Below are 15356 nucleotides of genomic sequence, written 5' to 3'. Positions count from 1 at the left end.
CTGCAAAGTTACGCGTTTTCTGTATGCGGCGGGTCAGGGAGGGCATAAAAATAGGAAATGCCGTTGTCCGCATCATCGAAACTCACGGGGTTACGGTGGCGGTATTTGTAAAAATAGGCGCAAAGCCCGAAATCTCCGGCGCAGCAGAGGGTATGAAAACAATACAGCCCTATCAGCAGGGCCTGCCAGGCAACCGGCACAAAGGGGAAAACAACCGCGCAAAGCAGGGAGATCACTACAAAAGGGGCCAGGGCAATGTAGCGGAACTGCCGGTAATTCACCACGTAGGCGTGGGCCACGGCATAGAACATCAGGTACCGCCAAATAACGCCATACCGCACGTCTTTGGCCCCAAACCCGCGAAACATCAGCCCGTGCAGCATTTCATGCAGGGGCACCAGTAAAAAGGTGGCGGGGATGCCCAGCAGCAACCAGCCGCAGAGCGCGCCAACGGGCAAGGCACCGGAGCCGATGGTAAAACCTACGAACAGGCCGGCAAGGCCGCAGCCCAGGAAAAAGAAGAGCCAGAACAGGAGGGTGTAAATATTGCTGGTCTGCAAACCTTCGCGCAGGGGGATCACCAGTTCGCGGAAACCGTACTGCGCCAGGGGCTCATACCCCTTTTCCTTCATGGTCCGTACCAGCCCCTCCATCATGCTAGAAAGGTATTTCCACCTGGTTTTTAAGCAGGTCATCCAGCGTGTCCCGCCGGCGGATGAGGTGCGCTTTACCGTCTTTCACCAGCACTTCGGCCGGTTTCAGGCGGGAGTTGAAGTTGCTGGACATTTCAAAGCCATAGGCGCCGGCATTGTAGAATACCAGGTAATCGCCCTCCCGCACTTCATTGATCTTGCGGTCCCAGCCGAAAGTGTCCGTTTCGCAGATATTGCCCACCACCGTGTAGATGCGGTCAATCCCTTTTGGATTGGAAATATTCTTGATAAGATGGAAAGAATCGTAGAACATGGGGCGGATCAGGTGGTTGAAGCCCGAGTTGACGCCCACAAACACCGTAGCGGTGGTCTGTTTGATCACATTGGCCTTTACCACAAAGTAGCCGCATTGGCTTACGAGGAACTTGCCCGGCTCAAACCAGAGCTGCAGCGGGCGTTTGTAAGATTTGGCAAAGCCGTTGAAGGCATCGGTCAGTTTTTTGCCGAGCAGGTCTATATCCGTTTCGGGGTCTCCCTGCTGGTAGGCCACTTTAAAGCCGCTGCCCAGGTCAATAAATTCCAGGTCAGGGAAGTGTTCCGTCATTTCAAACATGATCTCCACCCCGCGCAGGAACACGTCTACATCCTTGATCTCCGAGCCGGTATGCATGTGCAGGCCGGTTACCCTGAGTTTGGTGGATTTCACGATGCGCTCGATGTGCCGCATCTGGTGAATGGAAATGCCGAACTTGCTGTCTACATGCCCGGTAGATATCTTGAAGTTGCCGCCGGCCATAATGTGCGGGTTCAGCCGGATGCAGATGGGATAGCTGTCCCCGAACCTGTTGCCGAACTGCTCCAGGATGGAAATATTGTCTATGTTGATGTTCACGCCCAGCTCTTTGGCAGCCACAATTTCGCCGAGGTCTACGCAATTGGGGGTGAATATGATGTTTTTCGGATCAAAGCCGGCTTTGAGGCCCAGCTGCACTTCCTGGATAGACACGGTGTCCAGCCCGCAGCCGATGGAGTTGATATAGCGCAGCACGTTGATGTTGGTGAGCGCCTTACAGGCGTAAAAAAAGCGGGCGTCCGCCTTGCTGAAGGCGTTCTTTAACTTCTCGTACTGGACCTTGATCTTTTCCGCATGGTACACATATACCGGGGTACCAAACTCTTCCGCCACTTTCACCAGAAAATCGGCGCTGAGAACATCGCTTTGTTTAGCCATTGTATCGAATAAATTGAATGTGCGAAAATAATAAGAATATTAATCTTCCTGCATAAAATCGTCCAGGTCCCGGCGCTCCTTTTTGGTAGGGCGGCCAATTTTGCTGGGGCGCTTGCCGGTATGGAAGCTGCTGGCTATACGCTGGTTGAACTGTTTGTCTTCTTCGGGCGTAATGTCCAGGTAATGCTTGATGGCTTCCGAATACTGCAAACGGTTGGCCAGCAGCCCGGTCACCTCTATCTTCCAGCGTTTTGCTTCCGTTTTTACCTCGTACTGGTCACCGATATTCACTGTTCTGGCCGCTTTCACGGCGGCTCCGTTCATTTTCACCTTACCGGATTCGCATGCGGCGGCGGCCTGGGTGCGGGTTTTGAAGATGCGGATGGACCAGAGGTATTTGTCAAGACGGAGTTTTTCTGCGCTCATGGCGCAAAATTACACAATCATTCCATCAAAATGTCGCATTCCCCCCTGTAGAATGTCTCGTTCAGGGCGCATGCTACATGGGGCTTTCCGCTACTTTTGCCATATCACCTTCAACTTTGTAACACTATGAAAAAGATCAAGATCATTTACTGGATATTTACCGGCCTGATGGCCGCAGGCCTGGGAGTAGGCGCTATCTTCAACGCTATTGGCACCCCGGAGTCCGTAACGTACATAACCAACCTTGGTTACCCGGCCTACATCGTACCTTTCCTGGGCGTGGCCAAAATCCTCGGCATTATAGCCATTCTGATACCCGGTTACCCGCGCCTCAAGGAATGGGCGTATGCCGGGCTGGTATTTGACCTGGTGGGCGCTACGTATTCCCACATTATGCAGGGGTACCCCGCAGCCGCCTGGGCGCCCATGTTCCTGTTCCTGGCCGTGGTATTCGGTTCTTACATCTGCCACCACAAGCTGCGCCGGCTGAAGGCGCAGGCGGAAGATAAGGACTGGAAAGCCAGCCCGGAGGAGTCTTTCAGTTATTAGGCGGCGCCACGGGCGGGAGTTGAGACCCGCCCCATAAAAGATGGGGTTGACCAAAAAGTACAATGAAGGCTTTGAGAATCGCTTAAACGATAACAGGTCTCTGTCAGGCACCCGAATAAATTAGGGCTGACCATTACTTTTTGGCCAGCCCCTTCTCTTTTTATTCTCTGTAAGAATGACTTAATGTTTCTTTCTGACCGTTTTCTTTGCCGGGGCCTTTTTGGCTACCGGTTTCTTCGGATTGGCGTTCACTTCCGGTTTCTTAACCGGTGCAGGAAAACGTGACCTGTCTACCGTAGCGGCCTTATCATCCAGCGTCATCTGGAGGGACTCTTTCAGTATCTCTTCTTTTTCAGCCTGGAACAGTTTCATTTTCTCTTTCGGGATGCGCAGGTCATAGCTGTTAGACTCTCCTGCCAGCGCCTGTGCAAAGTCAGGGTTGAGGCGTTCCAGCTCTTCTTTTTCAATGTCCAGCTTTTTGGCAATGGCCTCCAGGCGGTATTTGCCTGTAATGTTGAACTCTACGGTGCTGAACATGTCTTCATCCGTAAGGGGGGCCGGTTTCCGGAACTCGGGCGCCGCGCTCATTCTGGCGCCGGGAGCGGCCGCATAGCTGGAGCCTACACCAAAGAAGGTGTTGAAACGGTCCAGGATGTAGCCGGTGGCAATGAATTTATACACGTGGTTGCGCGATTCGGCGGGCAAAAAATACTGGATGCCCCAGAAATCGCTTCTGCCGCTGATGCGTTGTGCGCGCTGCACGCCGCCAGCGCCGCAGTTGTAGGCTGCTACCACCAGTAACCAGTTGTCAAACTGCTGATACAGTTCGTTCAGGTACTTGGCGGCGGCCACGGTAGATTTATAAAAGTCTTTCCGCTCGTCTACCTTCCTCCCTACGTTCAGCCCAAAAATGCGGGCGGTGCTGCTCATGAACTGCCACATGCCTACGGCGCCCACGCGGGAGCGGGCGTTGTAAGACATACCGGATTCGATCACGGCCAGGTATTTCATTTCTTCGGGAATGCCATGATCCGAAAATATCTTTTCTATCATGGTAAAATAAGGCGCCGAGCGCTCCACCATTACGGCCAGGTGCTGGCTGTAACGGGTAGCGTAATCATTTACATATCCTTTAATGTAGTGATTGGTCATCTGCTCTTCGTACACTTTGGGGGTGCGTACAATGGGCTGCATGGTTTGAGCCGCGCGCTTCACGGCCTGTGAAGCAGGCGCGCCATGCACCACGGTATCTTTAGGCAGATGGGCAGATTTTTTCAGGGTGACGGAGGTGTCGGCGTGCAGCCCCTGCAGAACAGGAACTACCATCTCCTTAGGGCTCTCATCAGCGGCCGCCGCAACAGTGGTCATTCCCACGGCCGACAAGAGTAGTAAAAAGATCTTCGTCATACACGATGTTTGTTAATTATCCTATGTTTACAGGCTGCTCATGCAGCACATTATTGGCTATCTGTAACAAGTTCTCTTCGTCAAACTCCCTGGTGATGATCTGCAGGCCATAAGGCATCCCGTTGGAATGCCGGAACAAAGGTACCGAAATTGCCGGTACGCCGGTCAGGTTGGCCAGCACCGTATAAATATCGGCCAGGTACATGGCTATCGGGTCATCTGTTTTTTCCCCGATCCTGAAGGCGGTGGCGGGCACCGTAGGCAGCAAAATGGCGTCATAATCCGCCAGTATCTGCTGCATCTTCTCCACGCACAGCCTTCTTACCTGCTGGGCCTTTGTGAAATAGGCGTCGTAATAACCGGCGCTCAACACAAAGGTGCCTAATAAGATACGGCGTTTTACCTCTTTTCCAAACCCTTCTGACCGGCTTTTTTTATAAAAGTCCGCCAGGTCCAGGTCCTTTTCGGGGGTACGGTAACCGTATTTCACCCCGTCATACCGGCTAAGGTTGCTGGAGGCTTCGGCTGTTGTCAGCACGTAATAGGCCGCCACTACATAGTCAAGGTAATCGAAATTGACCCCTTCCACGGTATGGCCCTCTGATTTCAGTTGTTCAAAGAAACTTTCGTATCCCTCCCTCATTTCGGGGTCCAGGCCGTTGTGGTGCAGGGCGTCTTTTAAATACGCAAATTTCCGGTTTTTATTGTGCCGGAGATCCATCTGATAATCAGGTACTTCACGCTGGGAGGCCGTACTGTCGTACGCATCCGGCCCAGATATAACTTGTAGAACCAAGGCCACATCAGCAATATTCGAGCCAAAAATGCCTATCTGGTCAAAAGAAGAGGCATAGGCAATAAGCCCGTGGCGCGAAATACGTCCGTAAGTGGGCTTCAGCCCCACAATACCGCAAAAATCCGCCGGCTGCCGTACGGAGCCACCGGTATCGCTACCCAGGCTTACCTGGCAGAGGCCGGCCTGAACAGCTACGGCAGAACCGCCGGAAGAGCCCCCGGGCACCCGGGTATTGTCAAGCGCATTAAGCACTTTCCCGTAGGCCGAGTTCTCGTTGGTGGAGCCCATGGCAAACTCGTCACAATTAAGGCGCCCGATGATGATGGCGCCTTCAGCTAGCAACCGCTCTACGGCGGTGGCAGAAAACAGGGAAGTAAACCCTTCCAGTATTTTTGACGCGGCCGTTACTTCATGGCCTTTATAGCAGATCACATCCTTGATGCCCACTACTACGCCGGCCAGCTTGCCGGGCCGCTCCCCTGCACGGATACGCCCGTCCAGGGCCCTGGCCTGCTCCAATGCCCTGGCATCAAATACTTCCAGGTAGGCATTGAGATGCCGCTGCTGCTCAATACGGTCCAGGTACACACGTACAGTGGCCTCGCAGGTCGTTTTTCCGGCATACAACGCCTCATGAAAAGACGATATACTGCTGTATTCAGTCAAACCCAAACCAGTTTAAATCTTACAATGGGAGATCTCTACAAAAATAAAAACCGCAACTCTCTACCCCCGGTAGCGTGAGTGAATGATCAGTTTTTGTTTACTTCGGTTTCCTTCATGCCTTCTTCCATTTCGCGGCGCACGTTGTCTTTGGCATCTTTAAACTCGCGGATACCTTTACCAAGGCCGCGCATCAGCTCGGGAATTTTTTTGCCGCCAAACAGCAGCAGTACCACTAAGGCGATAAGGATCAGTTCTGTCATACCCAGTTCCTGGAAAAGTAAAAGCGGTGATTTAATGAAAATAGCGGTCATTTCTGATTTTTTAAAATGTTCAGCTAACAAAGATAGGTTTTAATTTGGGGTTTTTCAATGGATACGGGGCACTTTAATTAACTTTTAAGAATCGTCTAATGCCCCGCCACCAGGGCGGATGATACGGTTGTTGGGGCAGGGGCGGCCGGCCACCGGAAGTTTATCAGAGCTGTTAAAAGCATGGGCGGAGCAAGGTTCTTCAGGGTAAGGCACTGTAAAGTAAATTCAGTATTAGCTTGCCCCGCTGTAAAGTTTTTCCCGAATAAGACACCGGGATTTGCCATCCAGCTTCCCGCTAGTTTAGCGCCGCTTCCCTTCCACCTTACTCCGTAGTTACGGCATAGTAACGCCCACCTTACTCCCAGGATACTCCCACCATAGTGTATGGGGAGTGCATGTTTTAAGCATAAACGCCGTTTTCGGGATTTCACAATCATCACGTTATCAATTACTTATGGCCTGTTTTTCAGAAAATGACCCTTATTTTAACGCACTAAGGCATATAATAGATTGAAAATCAACAAGAAAAGAACCAGCCCGCTGTACCTGCCCTTTCGCGTACAAAAAAAGCCCCCGGTTTCCCGGAGGCTTCCCTATAGAACCGTTGGTTATATTTTGTAATTCCAGCCCTTGTTATCCGGTACCTTGCCGGTGCGGATGGCGCCCAGGCGGGGTGCCAAGGGCAAAAAGAAAACGGAAGCCCTGACCGGACTTCCGTTTCACTAATTTCCCTGTATATTATACTAAACCCTTTTTTCTTTAATACGGGCAGCTTTACCCTGGCGCTCACGCAGGTAATACAGCCTGGCCCTTCTTACTTTACCCACTTTATTGAGCACTACAGACTCAACGTTGGGGGAATAGAAAGGGAACAGCCTTTCAACGCCCACGCCGTCAGAGATCTTGCGCACGGTAAAGGAAGCGGTAAACCCGGTGCCCTGGATTTTCACCACGTCACCTTTGAAGGACTGGATACGTTCCTTGTTACCCTCAACGATCTTATAGTTAACGGTGACATTATCACCGGCTTTAAACTTCGGAAATTGCTTGCCAGCAGTCAACTGCTCGTGAACAAAAGAAATTGCGTTCATCTTTCAATTATTTATAGGACGGCAAAGGTAAGGAAGAATATCCAATAACCAAGCCCTTTTTCCCGGTTTTTAATAAAATATCTTTTGCTAGTCGTGCCGCAGCAGATCGGGGCGGCGCTCCTGCGTGCGCTTCAGGGCCTCCTCATGCCGCCACTCGGCTATTTTACGGTGGTCTCCGCTCATCAGCACGGGCGGTACCTTCCAGCCGCGGAACTCTTCCGGCCGGGTGTACACGGGCGGGGCCAGCAGGTTATCCTGAAAGGAATCGAACAGGGCGGAGGTCTCATCGTTCAACACTCCCGGCAGCACCCGGCCCACGGCGTCTACCAGCACGGCAGCGGCCAGTTCTCCGCCGGAAAGCACAAAGTCCCCGATGGAAATTTCCATGGTCACAAAATGTTCCCGCACCCTTTCGTCTATCCCCTTGTAATGCCCGCAAATGAGGAGCAGGTTGCCTTTCAGGGAAAGGCGGTTGGCCATTTGCTGGTTAAAGGTCTGCCCGTCCGGCGTGAGGTAGATCACCTCATCGTACGTCACTTCCTTTTGCAGGGCCTCTATGGCGTTCACCAGCGGCTCTATCATCATCACCATGCCGGCCCCGCCGCCGAACTGGTAATCGTCTACCTGGTTTTGCCGGAAACTGGAATATTGCCGCAGGTGGTGTACGTTTACCTCCAGCAGGCCTTTATTGCGGGCGCGCTTCATGATGGAGTGCGCAAAGGGGCTCTCCAGCAGCTCCGGTAATACGGTAATGATATCTATGCGCATTGATGGTATTTTTTATCCTAAATATACGTCCAGCAAGCCCTCCGGCAGGTCCAGGTGCACCACCTGCTGCTTTTTGTCTACTTTCAGCAGGGTCTGTTCATTGAGGGGCAGCAGCATTTCCTTTTCCCGGTAGGTTACGCGTGCCAGCACCTGCTGCGGCATTTCAATGATCTCCTCGATCTTCCCCAGTTCTCCTTCGTGCTTGTCTGTAGCCGTAAAGCCCAGCAATGAAAGCGGCGCGGAGGCGGAGGCCAGGCCCTTGAAGTCTGCTTCTTCCAGGTAAATGCCTTTCTGCAGCAATTTGCGGGCCTCTTCCCGGGTGTTGACGCCTTCCAGCTTCAGGTACACGTTCTCCGCGTCTTTGGCCTTCGCTTTCTCTATAAAATAAGGGAGGAAGCTGTCTTTCCGTTCCTCTATGAACACGGCGGAAATGTCTTTCAGCGCTGTTTTCCTGCCCAGGCTGTGGCGGAGAATGAACTCCCCTTCCGTGCCGTATACGGCGGCCAGCTTGCCGATATTGAAGTAATTAGCCATGTGGTAGTTATAAAAGCAAAAAGGGAATCTTTGCGAACAAATCTTCCCTTTTTGAAATATGTTTTCCGGTAAATTATGCTTCGGCTTCAGGAGCTTCGGCTTCGCCTTCAGAAGCAGCGGGAGCAGCGGGTGCTTCCTCTACTTTCCTTATTACCGGTTGAGCGGCGCGGACAGCCCTTTTCTGGCTTTCGCGGCGTGCGGATACTTTTTCTTCGTGATCTGCCTGCCATTGCTCGAATTTGGTGTAAGCCGTAGGCTCATCGAACAGGCCCAGTTTCACGCCTCTGAGGAGGTGTTTCAGGTACAGTACTCCTTTGAATGACAGGATCCTTCTAACGGTATCGGTAGGTTGTGCACCTTTCTGCAGCCAGCGGAGCGCTTTCTGCGTATCGATGTTGATAGAGGCCGGTACGGTCAAAGGATTGTAGGTACCGATTTTCTGGATGAATTTACCATCCCGGGGCGCGCGGGCATCAGCCACAACAATAAAATAAAAAGGTCTCTTTTTAGCGCCGTGTCTCTGTAATCTGATCTTTACTGGCATAAATAAGTCGAATTATTTCTTGCGAGTTGTTAAAAAATATTGTTTCTATTGGGGCAGCAAATGTAGCCCATAAATTCAAATTGCCCAAATTTTTTCAATTTCAAATTACTGGTTACAGGTTGCAGACTGATCCTTAAACTATTATAAATGATTCTCAGTTTGCATCCATTCACCTCTTTTTTGATCCGGGCATTTTCAGGCATCAGCCGTATCACATATGTCACAAATCCTCATGCCTGCCCTGCCGGCCCTGCTTACCGCATTTTCAGCCCCCTGGCCCCGCCGGGTATTTTATTCATCATTTTCATCATCTGTCTCATCTGCTCAAACTGCTTCATGAACTGGTTCACGTCCTGTATCTCCTTGCCGGCGCCTTTGGCAATACGTTTGCGGCGGCTGCCGTCAATAAGGTCCGGGTTGCCCCTTTCCTGCGGCGTCATGGAGTTGATGATGGCTTCAATGCCCTTGAAAGAATCGTCGCTGATGTCCAGGTCCTTCACGGCCTTGCCTACGCCGGGTATCATGCCCAGCAGGTCTTTGATGGAGCCCATCTTTTTGATCTGCTGCAGCTGTTCCTTGAAGTCGTCAAAATCGAACTGGTTCTGCCGGATCTTTTTCTCCAGCTTTTTAGCCTGTTCTTCATTGAACTGCGCCTGGGCCCTTTCCACGAGGGTGGTAATGTCTCCCATTCCCAGGATACGCTGGGCCATCCGCTCGGGGTAAAATACGTCCAGCGTATCCAGCTTTTCGCCCATGCTCACGAACTTGATGGGCTTCTGCACGGTGTAGGTAATGGTCAGGGCCGCACCGCCGCGGGTATCGCCATCCAGCTTGGTAAGCACAATGCCGGAAAAGTCAAGCCGCTCGTTAAACGCCTTGGCGGTGTTCACGGCGTCCTGGCCGGTCATGGAGTCTACCACAAAGAGGACCTCCTGCGGTTTTACGGCATTGCGCACATTGCTGACCTCGGTCATCATGGCCTCATCTACGGCCAGGCGGCCGGCGGTATCCACAATTACCACGTTATAGCCGTTGGCTTTAGCCTCTTTTACGGCATTTTCAGCGATCTGCACGGCGTTCTTGTTCTCCGGTTCGCTGTATACTTCCACCCCTATCTGCCCGCCCAGCACCTTCAACTGGTCAATGGCCGCGGGGCGGTAGATGTCTGCCGCCACCAGCAAGGGTTTCTTGTTCTTTTTGGTTTTGAGGAAATTGGCCAGTTTGCCGGAAAAGGTGGTTTTACCGGAACCCTGCAGGCCGGCAATGAGGATCACGGTGGGGTTGGCCTTCAGGTCCAGTTCCTCCTCGGTGGTGCCCATCAGCTCCACCAGCTCGTCTTTCACGATCTTTACCATGAGCTGGCCGGGGGAAATGGCGGTGAGCACCTTTTCGCCCATGGCTTTATCTTTGACCCTGTCTGTAAATTCCTTGGCAATTCTATAGTTCACGTCCGCGTCTACCAGCGCCCTGCGAATTTCCTTCACAGTAGTGGCCACATTGATCTCCGAGATACGCCCTTCGCCTTTCAGCTGCTTGAAGGCCGACTCCAGCCGCTCCGATAATGATTCAAACATTGTAATAAAAAGTAATAAAGTAAAAATAATAACAGGATGGCAAAGTTAAGAAAACTAAAAGGCATCCAATAAAAAATGGTGAATATGCAGGAATATTCACCATTTCAAAAAAGTTTCGTTTTCACGCGGCTCAGCCACCCAGGTAGTTGCGCAGCAGCTTGCTGCGGGAAGTGGTGCGGAGTTTGGTGATGGCTTTATCTTTGATCTGCCGTACCCTTTCGCGGGTGAGGCCGAATTTTTCTCCGATATCTTCCAGGGACATGGGGTGTTCTACGCCAATGCCGAAATACAGCATGATCACGTCTTTCTGGCGGTCTGTGAGTGTGGAAAGCGACCGTTCTATCTCGCGGCGGAGGGAATCATGGTGGTCCAGCTCCTCATCCGCGCTAACGGCGTTGGGGTTTTCCAGCACGTCCAGCAGGGAGTTGTCTTCCCCGTCTATAAAGGGCGCGTCCATAGATACGTGGCGCGCGGCCACGCCCAAGGTAGCTTCTACTTCTTCTGTATTGATCTCGAGGATGGTGGCCAGCTCGTCAGGAGACGGCTCTCTTTCAAATTCCTGTTCCAGCAGGGAGTATGCCTTGCTGATCTTGTTGGAAAGGCCTACTTTATTGAGCGGCAAGCGTACAATGCGGGACTGTTCTGCCAATGCCTGCAAAATAGACTGGCGTATCCACCATACGGCGTAGGAAATGAACTTGAAACCGCGGGTTTCGTCAAAGCGCTGGGCGGCTTTGATGAGGCCCAGGTTGCCTTCGTTGATAAGGTCTGAAAGGGACAAGCCCTGGTTCTGGTACTGTTTGGCAACAGATACCACAAAGCGCAGGTTGGCTTTGGTTAGCTTCTCTAAAGCACGCTGGTCTCCCTGTTTAATGCGGATAGCCAGATTCACTTCTTCCTCCGGCGTAATGAGATCCACTTTGCCGATCTCCTGCAGATACTTTTCTAGCGACTGTGACTCACGATTGGTGATCGACTTCGTGATTTTGAGTTGACGCATTGACATAGCACGGGAACAGTTACAGGTTAATAATAGTTAATTTAGAAGAATGCTAGACAAAAATAACTTTTTTTAGATACCACCCAAAAAAAATAATATCCTGTTAAAACCTTTTTAAGCTAAATCGATTGTTGCCCTATAAACCTTTAGTGGTAGGTGTGCAAGTCCGCTGCTAATGCTGTTTTAGCGGATCAAGATGGGTTGAAGGGGTAACTGCGGGAATAAAGCAGTCAAATACCGCTATATACATAGTTTAAAAACCATATATTTTAAAATAAATTCAGTTCTGGGAGCGGTTTAGTTAATATATCGAAAAAAAATCAAAATTTATTTTGATAGACTAAATATTTTTCTATAATTGCAGGCAGATGATTTTGATTTCTTAATAATTCTGTGCGATGTCAAAGAAAGTGCAATATGAGTTAGAATATCCGGTTCGGTGCTCTCCAAGTATTTTATATGAATTTCTATCCACCCCCGCAGGCTTACAGGAATGGTTTGCAGATAAAGTAGATTTCAGGGACAATGTTTTTTCATTTTCATGGAATGGTTCTGCCGAAGAGGCGGAAGTGCTGGAACAGGAAGATGACGAATATATCCGTTTACGTTGGTTACACGCTCCCAAAAATGAATTTTTTGAATTCAGGATCCAGATATCTGAAGTTACCAATATGACCATACTGGTGATCAAGGATTTCGCCGAGAAAAAAGAAGTGGCGGACCAGAGCCAGCTCTGGGATTACCAGATCAAAGATCTTTTCCACCGTATCGGCAACTAGGCCGTGGCTCAGATCAGCAGCTAGTAAATAACCTACCTTCTTTTTCCCAGCATTTTTAGCAGGACCGTATAATCGGCCACGGCATTGGGAACAACGTTCTCCCAATCCTGCAGCGCGTATTTTTTTGCCAGTTTCACAAAGGCCCCCTGCATCAGGCCCTCCCATTCCCCGGCGGTAAGGGAGGTGGCCGCCCGGTAGTTGTCTGCCTCAAAGTGATGCTCCCAGGCGTCTTCCTGCACACAAACGTGCCAGTCTCCCAGCTGCTCCCGCATACCGGCCAGCCGGGCGCGGTAGGCATCCAGCGAGGCGCCGGCCAGGTGCAGGGTAATGCTGAAAAAACGGCCCCACCAGAAAAAGCTGCGGCAGGCAAAAATATCTTCCCGGCCAAACAGCCGGGGGTAATCCAGCACCACATAAGGCAGGCCCTGGTACTGCTCCCCTTTGGATATCTTGGCGGGCTGCCCTCCCGGCAACTGCACCCCCGCAATGGCCGGCTCCGCCGCCATGGCCGTTTGCAGCTCACCGAACAGCAAAAACACCTTTTCTATGATCCTGTTCTTGCGCAGGAGAAAATCAGCGTCCAGCACCGTGCTCTGTTCTATTGTGCTCAGTTTGTATGTTCCCATCGGTTCCCGGTTTGTCCGCCGCGGCAGGCGGGGTTCATTATAAATTAACGCTTTTTTGTAACAGGCATCCTTCCGTGCTTGGGGGATTCGTGTTAACTTTGCAGGGCCTGTCTGCAAAAGTATATTGAAAACCAGGCAGTTTTACATTTTACGAATGTTATTTTTATATAGCGGTTGTGAAGAAACTCGATAAACTGATCATCAAGACCTTTGTGGGACCCTTTGTGGCCACCTTCTTCGTGACCCTCTTTGTATTGATCATGCAGTTTGTATGGAAGTACATTGACGACCTGGTGGGCAAGGGGCTGGATACGCCCGTGATCGTAGAGCTGCTGATATATACCAGCGCCAGCCTGGTGCCCCTGGCCATGCCGCTGGCCGTGCTGCTTTCTTCCATCATGACCTTCGGCAACCTGGGCGAGAGCTTCGAGCTGGTGGCCATCAAGTCTGCCGGCATCTCCCTGCTCCGCTTCATCCGCCCGCTGTTCATCTTTTCCGCTATTATTGCGCTGGGCGCCTTCCTGTTTTCCAACTACGTGATACCCATCGCCAACCTCCGCGCCAAATCCTTGCTGTACGACATCACCAATGCCAAGCCCGCCTTCAACATCAAACAGGGCGTGTTCTATACGGACCTTGACGACTATGTGATCAAGGTAGGCCGCAAAGATCCGGATAACCGCACCATTCACCAGGTGATGATCTATGACCGCACGCCGGGCGGCGGCGGCAAAGACCGGCTGATACTGGCCGAGAAAGGCATCATGGAGCTTTCCGCAGACAAGCGCTTCCTCAACTTTACCCTGGAGAACGGCTGGCGGTACGAAGACAATGCGGAGGCCCGCGGCAACAATAATAACGACCTGCTGCGCATGGGCTTCAGAAAGTACGTGATGCCCTTTAACCTGGAAAAGCTGGCCTTCAGCCGGCTGGATATGGGCCTCTTTGCCGATAACCAGCAAATGCTGAACATCCGGCAGCTGGACTATGGCATTGACTCCCTGTACAAACGGGACTCCAATTATATCCGCAGCACAAACGCCTACGTGACCAGCCGCTACCCCTTCTATAAATGGAAAGACACCGGCTGGCTGGCCAGCGCGCCCCAACTGGCGGTAGACAGCTTTATACAGATCATCCCCGCCGCTGCCCAGCGCTACGTGGTGGAAAGGGTGGAGTCCAACCTGCGGGAAACGGAAAGCTCCCTGTCCAGCACCGCCAAGGAGTACGCGGACAACTATGCCAAACGCTCCCTGTTCAAGGTGGAATGGCAGCGCAAGTTCTCCCTGGCCGCCGCCTGCATCGTATTATTCCTGATAGGCGCCCCGCTGGGGTCCATTATTCGTAAAGGCGGACTAGGGACACCGCTCGTTTTTGCCGTTATATTCTTTGTGATCTTCAATATATTCTTTATGTTAGGGGAGAAAATGGCCCGGAAAGACGTAATGGCATCCTGGAGCGGGATGTGGTTAGCCAACCTGGTATTGCTCCCTATTGCCGGTTTCCTCGTATACAAAGCGATGAACGACTCCCAGCTGTTTAACAAGGAATTTTATTACAGATCTTATCAAAAAATCAAAAAATACATACAGAAGCGGCGTAACAAACACGAAGTAAGCATATAGCCCCTTCTGAGCAATATTTACGGACCTACAACTTTTACTTGCATGTTGAAAACACTGACGGCACTGGTGCAGTCTAACCGTTATTTTTACGTCCCGTTCCTCCTATGGGTTATTACCGGCGGCACCCTTTTATCCCTCTTCTCAAAAGATCAGTTGTTCCTTGGCGTGAATGGCGCCCACAGCACCCTGGCAGACTGGCTGGTAACCGCCAGCACCTACCTGGGAGATGGTATTGCCTTTGGCGTTATGCTGGCTGTTTTCCTCATCATGCGCCGCTGGCGGCTGTTCCTGATGGGCGCCGGTTCCCTGCTGTTCATTACCCTGGTGGTGCAGAGCATCAAGCATTATGTGAACGATCCCCGGCCCATAGCCTACTTTGCAGACCCGGAAATGCTCCACATTGTGCCCTGGATCAGCGTACACAGCGGGCTTAGCTTCCCTTCCGGCCATACTTCCACGGCCTTTGGCATGTTCTGCTTCCTGGCCCTTATCTGGAACAACAAAAAAATGGGGCTGCTCATGTTCCTGCTGGGGCTCTCCACCGCTCACAGCCGCCTGTACCTCAGCCAGCACTTTTTTGCGGACGTATACTTCGGCAGCATCATCGGAACGCTTTGCAGCACCATGATCTACTGGCTGTTTGAATACAAGCGCAGCCAAACGCCGGGCACCACCTGCCTGCACGGCACCGTTGCCGCCAATCCGGCCGGGATGGCATAATATTTAAATCCTTTAAATATTAAGGTTTCTTTGCGAACTTAGCGCTTCGCTTAAAT

At 51.6% G+C, this 15356-nt stretch carries 17 protein-coding genes; 4 read left to right on the top strand and 13 right to left on the bottom strand.

Annotated elements, in window-relative coordinates:
* Window positions 1-8 precede the first annotated feature (8 nt).
* The 3 genes from D3A97_RS10170 to D3A97_RS10160 are packed head-to-tail and all read right to left on the bottom strand — an operon-like array spanning window position 9 to window position 2310.
* Window positions 9-656 (bottom strand): DUF3267 domain-containing protein, encoded by a 648-nt coding sequence (locus D3A97_RS10170; protein WP_157986462.1) that lies wholly within the window; start codon window positions 654-656, stop codon window positions 9-11.
* Between the two features lies 1 nt (window position 657).
* The gene (gene lysA / locus D3A97_RS10165; protein WP_119078236.1) at window positions 658-1884 is read right to left on the bottom strand and encodes a diaminopimelate decarboxylase; all 1227 of its coding nucleotides are present in this window, start codon (window positions 1882-1884) and stop codon (window positions 658-660) included.
* A gap of 39 nt (window positions 1885-1923) precedes the next feature.
* The gene (locus D3A97_RS10160) at window positions 1924-2310 is read right to left on the bottom strand and encodes an RNA-binding S4 domain-containing protein (RefSeq protein ID WP_119078235.1); all 387 of its coding nucleotides are present in this window, start codon (window positions 2308-2310) and stop codon (window positions 1924-1926) included.
* Between the two features lie 126 nt (window positions 2311-2436).
* Between D3A97_RS10160 and D3A97_RS10155 the strand changes: the two genes are divergently transcribed.
* Window positions 2437-2859 (top strand): DoxX family protein, encoded by a 423-nt coding sequence (locus D3A97_RS10155; RefSeq protein WP_119078234.1) that lies wholly within the window; start codon window positions 2437-2439, stop codon window positions 2857-2859.
* Window positions 2860-3039: 180 nt separating this feature from the next.
* Here the strand turns inward: D3A97_RS10155 and D3A97_RS10150 are convergent, their stop codons facing one another.
* The 9 genes from D3A97_RS10150 to D3A97_RS10110 all read right to left on the bottom strand — a co-directional run bounded on the left by D3A97_RS10150 (window position 3040) and on the right by D3A97_RS10110 (window position 11556).
* The gene (locus D3A97_RS10150; RefSeq protein WP_119078233.1) at window positions 3040-4266 is read right to left on the bottom strand and encodes a lytic transglycosylase domain-containing protein; all 1227 of its coding nucleotides are present in this window, start codon (window positions 4264-4266) and stop codon (window positions 3040-3042) included.
* 16 nt (window positions 4267-4282) lie between these two features.
* Entirely contained in the window at window positions 4283-5728 is a 1446-nt protein-coding gene (gene gatA, locus D3A97_RS10145; RefSeq protein WP_119078519.1) for an Asp-tRNA(Asn)/Glu-tRNA(Gln) amidotransferase subunit GatA, read from the bottom strand.
* An 86-nt stretch (window positions 5729-5814) separates the two neighbouring features.
* Window positions 5815-6039, bottom strand: a complete 225-nt coding sequence (locus D3A97_RS10140; RefSeq protein WP_119078232.1) for a Sec-independent protein translocase subunit TatA/TatB — start codon at window positions 6037-6039, stop codon at window positions 5815-5817.
* A gap of 743 nt (window positions 6040-6782) precedes the next feature.
* On the bottom strand, window positions 6783-7130 hold the full coding sequence (rplS, locus tag D3A97_RS10135) for a 50S ribosomal protein L19 (protein ID WP_119078231.1): 348 nt from the start codon (window positions 7128-7130) through the stop codon (window positions 6783-6785).
* Window positions 7131-7217: 87 nt separating this feature from the next.
* Window positions 7218-7898 carry a tRNA (guanosine(37)-N1)-methyltransferase TrmD gene (gene trmD, locus D3A97_RS10130; protein ID WP_119078230.1) on the bottom strand — a complete coding sequence of 227 codons (681 nt, stop codon included), beginning with the start codon at window positions 7896-7898 and terminating at the stop codon, window positions 7218-7220.
* A gap of 12 nt (window positions 7899-7910) precedes the next feature.
* A complete protein-coding gene (gene rimM, locus D3A97_RS10125) occupies window positions 7911-8432 on the bottom strand; it encodes a ribosome maturation factor RimM (RefSeq protein WP_119078229.1) in 522 nt (173 codons plus the stop codon).
* 73 nt (window positions 8433-8505) lie between these two features.
* Entirely contained in the window at window positions 8506-8913 is a 408-nt protein-coding gene (gene rpsP, locus D3A97_RS25345) for a 30S ribosomal protein S16 (protein ID WP_432206038.1), read from the bottom strand.
* Window positions 8914-9230: 317 nt separating this feature from the next.
* Complete coding sequence (gene ffh / locus D3A97_RS10115; RefSeq protein ID WP_119078227.1) at window positions 9231-10550, bottom strand: signal recognition particle protein; 1320 nt, start codon at window positions 10548-10550, stop codon at window positions 9231-9233.
* Between the two features lie 130 nt (window positions 10551-10680).
* A complete protein-coding gene (locus D3A97_RS10110; RefSeq protein WP_208728442.1) occupies window positions 10681-11556 on the bottom strand; it encodes a sigma-70 family RNA polymerase sigma factor in 876 nt (291 codons plus the stop codon).
* Window positions 11557-11948: 392 nt separating this feature from the next.
* On the opposite strand from D3A97_RS10110, the gene D3A97_RS10105 reads away from it, so the two are divergent.
* Window positions 11949-12329, top strand: a complete 381-nt coding sequence (locus D3A97_RS10105) for an START-like domain-containing protein (protein ID WP_119078225.1) — start codon at window positions 11949-11951, stop codon at window positions 12327-12329.
* Window positions 12330-12361: 32 nt separating this feature from the next.
* Here D3A97_RS10105 and D3A97_RS10100 read toward each other — a convergent pair whose 3' ends face one another.
* On the bottom strand, window positions 12362-12955 hold the full coding sequence (locus tag D3A97_RS10100; protein ID WP_119078224.1) for a hypothetical protein: 594 nt from the start codon (window positions 12953-12955) through the stop codon (window positions 12362-12364).
* A 176-nt stretch (window positions 12956-13131) separates the two neighbouring features.
* Here D3A97_RS10100 and D3A97_RS10095 point away from each other — a divergent pair, with 176 nt between their 5' ends.
* Window positions 13132-14580 carry an LptF/LptG family permease gene (locus tag D3A97_RS10095; protein ID WP_119078223.1) on the top strand — a complete coding sequence of 483 codons (1449 nt, stop codon included), beginning with the start codon at window positions 13132-13134 and terminating at the stop codon, window positions 14578-14580.
* 42 nt (window positions 14581-14622) lie between these two features.
* Complete coding sequence (locus D3A97_RS10090; RefSeq protein ID WP_119078222.1) at window positions 14623-15300, top strand: phosphatase PAP2 family protein; 678 nt, start codon at window positions 14623-14625, stop codon at window positions 15298-15300.
* Window positions 15301-15356: the final 56 nt, after the last annotated feature.

Origin of the sequence: Chitinophaga alhagiae, from assembly GCF_003568665.1 — a bacterium.
GTDB lineage: Bacteria > Bacteroidota > Bacteroidia > Chitinophagales > Chitinophagaceae > Chitinophaga > Chitinophaga alhagiae.
The sequence above is the reverse complement of the archived record's forward strand: the minus strand, read 5'-3'. Positions and strand labels throughout refer to the sequence as shown.

Coding starts and splice junctions, on each gene's coding strand:
- D3A97_RS10170 (WP_157986462.1), bottom strand. CDS start 656: ATGATGGAGGGGCTGGTACGGACCATGAAGGAAAAGGGGTATGAGCCC.
- lysA (WP_119078236.1), bottom strand. CDS start 1,884: ATGGCTAAACAAAGCGATGTTCTCAGCGCCGATTTTCTGGTGAAAGTG.
- D3A97_RS10160 (WP_119078235.1), bottom strand. CDS start 2,310: ATGAGCGCAGAAAAACTCCGTCTTGACAAATACCTCTGGTCCATCCGC.
- D3A97_RS10155 (WP_119078234.1), top strand. CDS start 2,437: ATGAAAAAGATCAAGATCATTTACTGGATATTTACCGGCCTGATGGCC.
- D3A97_RS10150 (WP_119078233.1), bottom strand. CDS start 4,266: ATGACGAAGATCTTTTTACTACTCTTGTCGGCCGTGGGAATGACCACT.
- D3A97_RS10140 (WP_119078232.1), bottom strand. CDS start 6,039: ATGACCGCTATTTTCATTAAATCACCGCTTTTACTTTTCCAGGAACTG.
- rplS (WP_119078231.1), bottom strand. CDS start 7,130: ATGAACGCAATTTCTTTTGTTCACGAGCAGTTGACTGCTGGCAAGCAA.
- trmD (WP_119078230.1), bottom strand. CDS start 7,898: ATGCGCATAGATATCATTACCGTATTACCGGAGCTGCTGGAGAGCCCC.
- rimM (WP_119078229.1), bottom strand. CDS start 8,432: ATGGCTAATTACTTCAATATCGGCAAGCTGGCCGCCGTATACGGCACG.
- ffh (WP_119078227.1), bottom strand. CDS start 10,550: ATGTTTGAATCATTATCGGAGCGGCTGGAGTCGGCCTTCAAGCAGCTG.
- D3A97_RS10110 (WP_208728442.1), bottom strand. CDS start 11,556: ATGTCAATGCGTCAACTCAAAATCACGAAGTCGATCACCAATCGTGAG.
- D3A97_RS10105 (WP_119078225.1), top strand. CDS start 11,949: ATGTCAAAGAAAGTGCAATATGAGTTAGAATATCCGGTTCGGTGCTCT.
- D3A97_RS10100 (WP_119078224.1), bottom strand. CDS start 12,955: ATGGGAACATACAAACTGAGCACAATAGAACAGAGCACGGTGCTGGAC.
- D3A97_RS10090 (WP_119078222.1), top strand. CDS start 14,623: ATGTTGAAAACACTGACGGCACTGGTGCAGTCTAACCGTTATTTTTAC.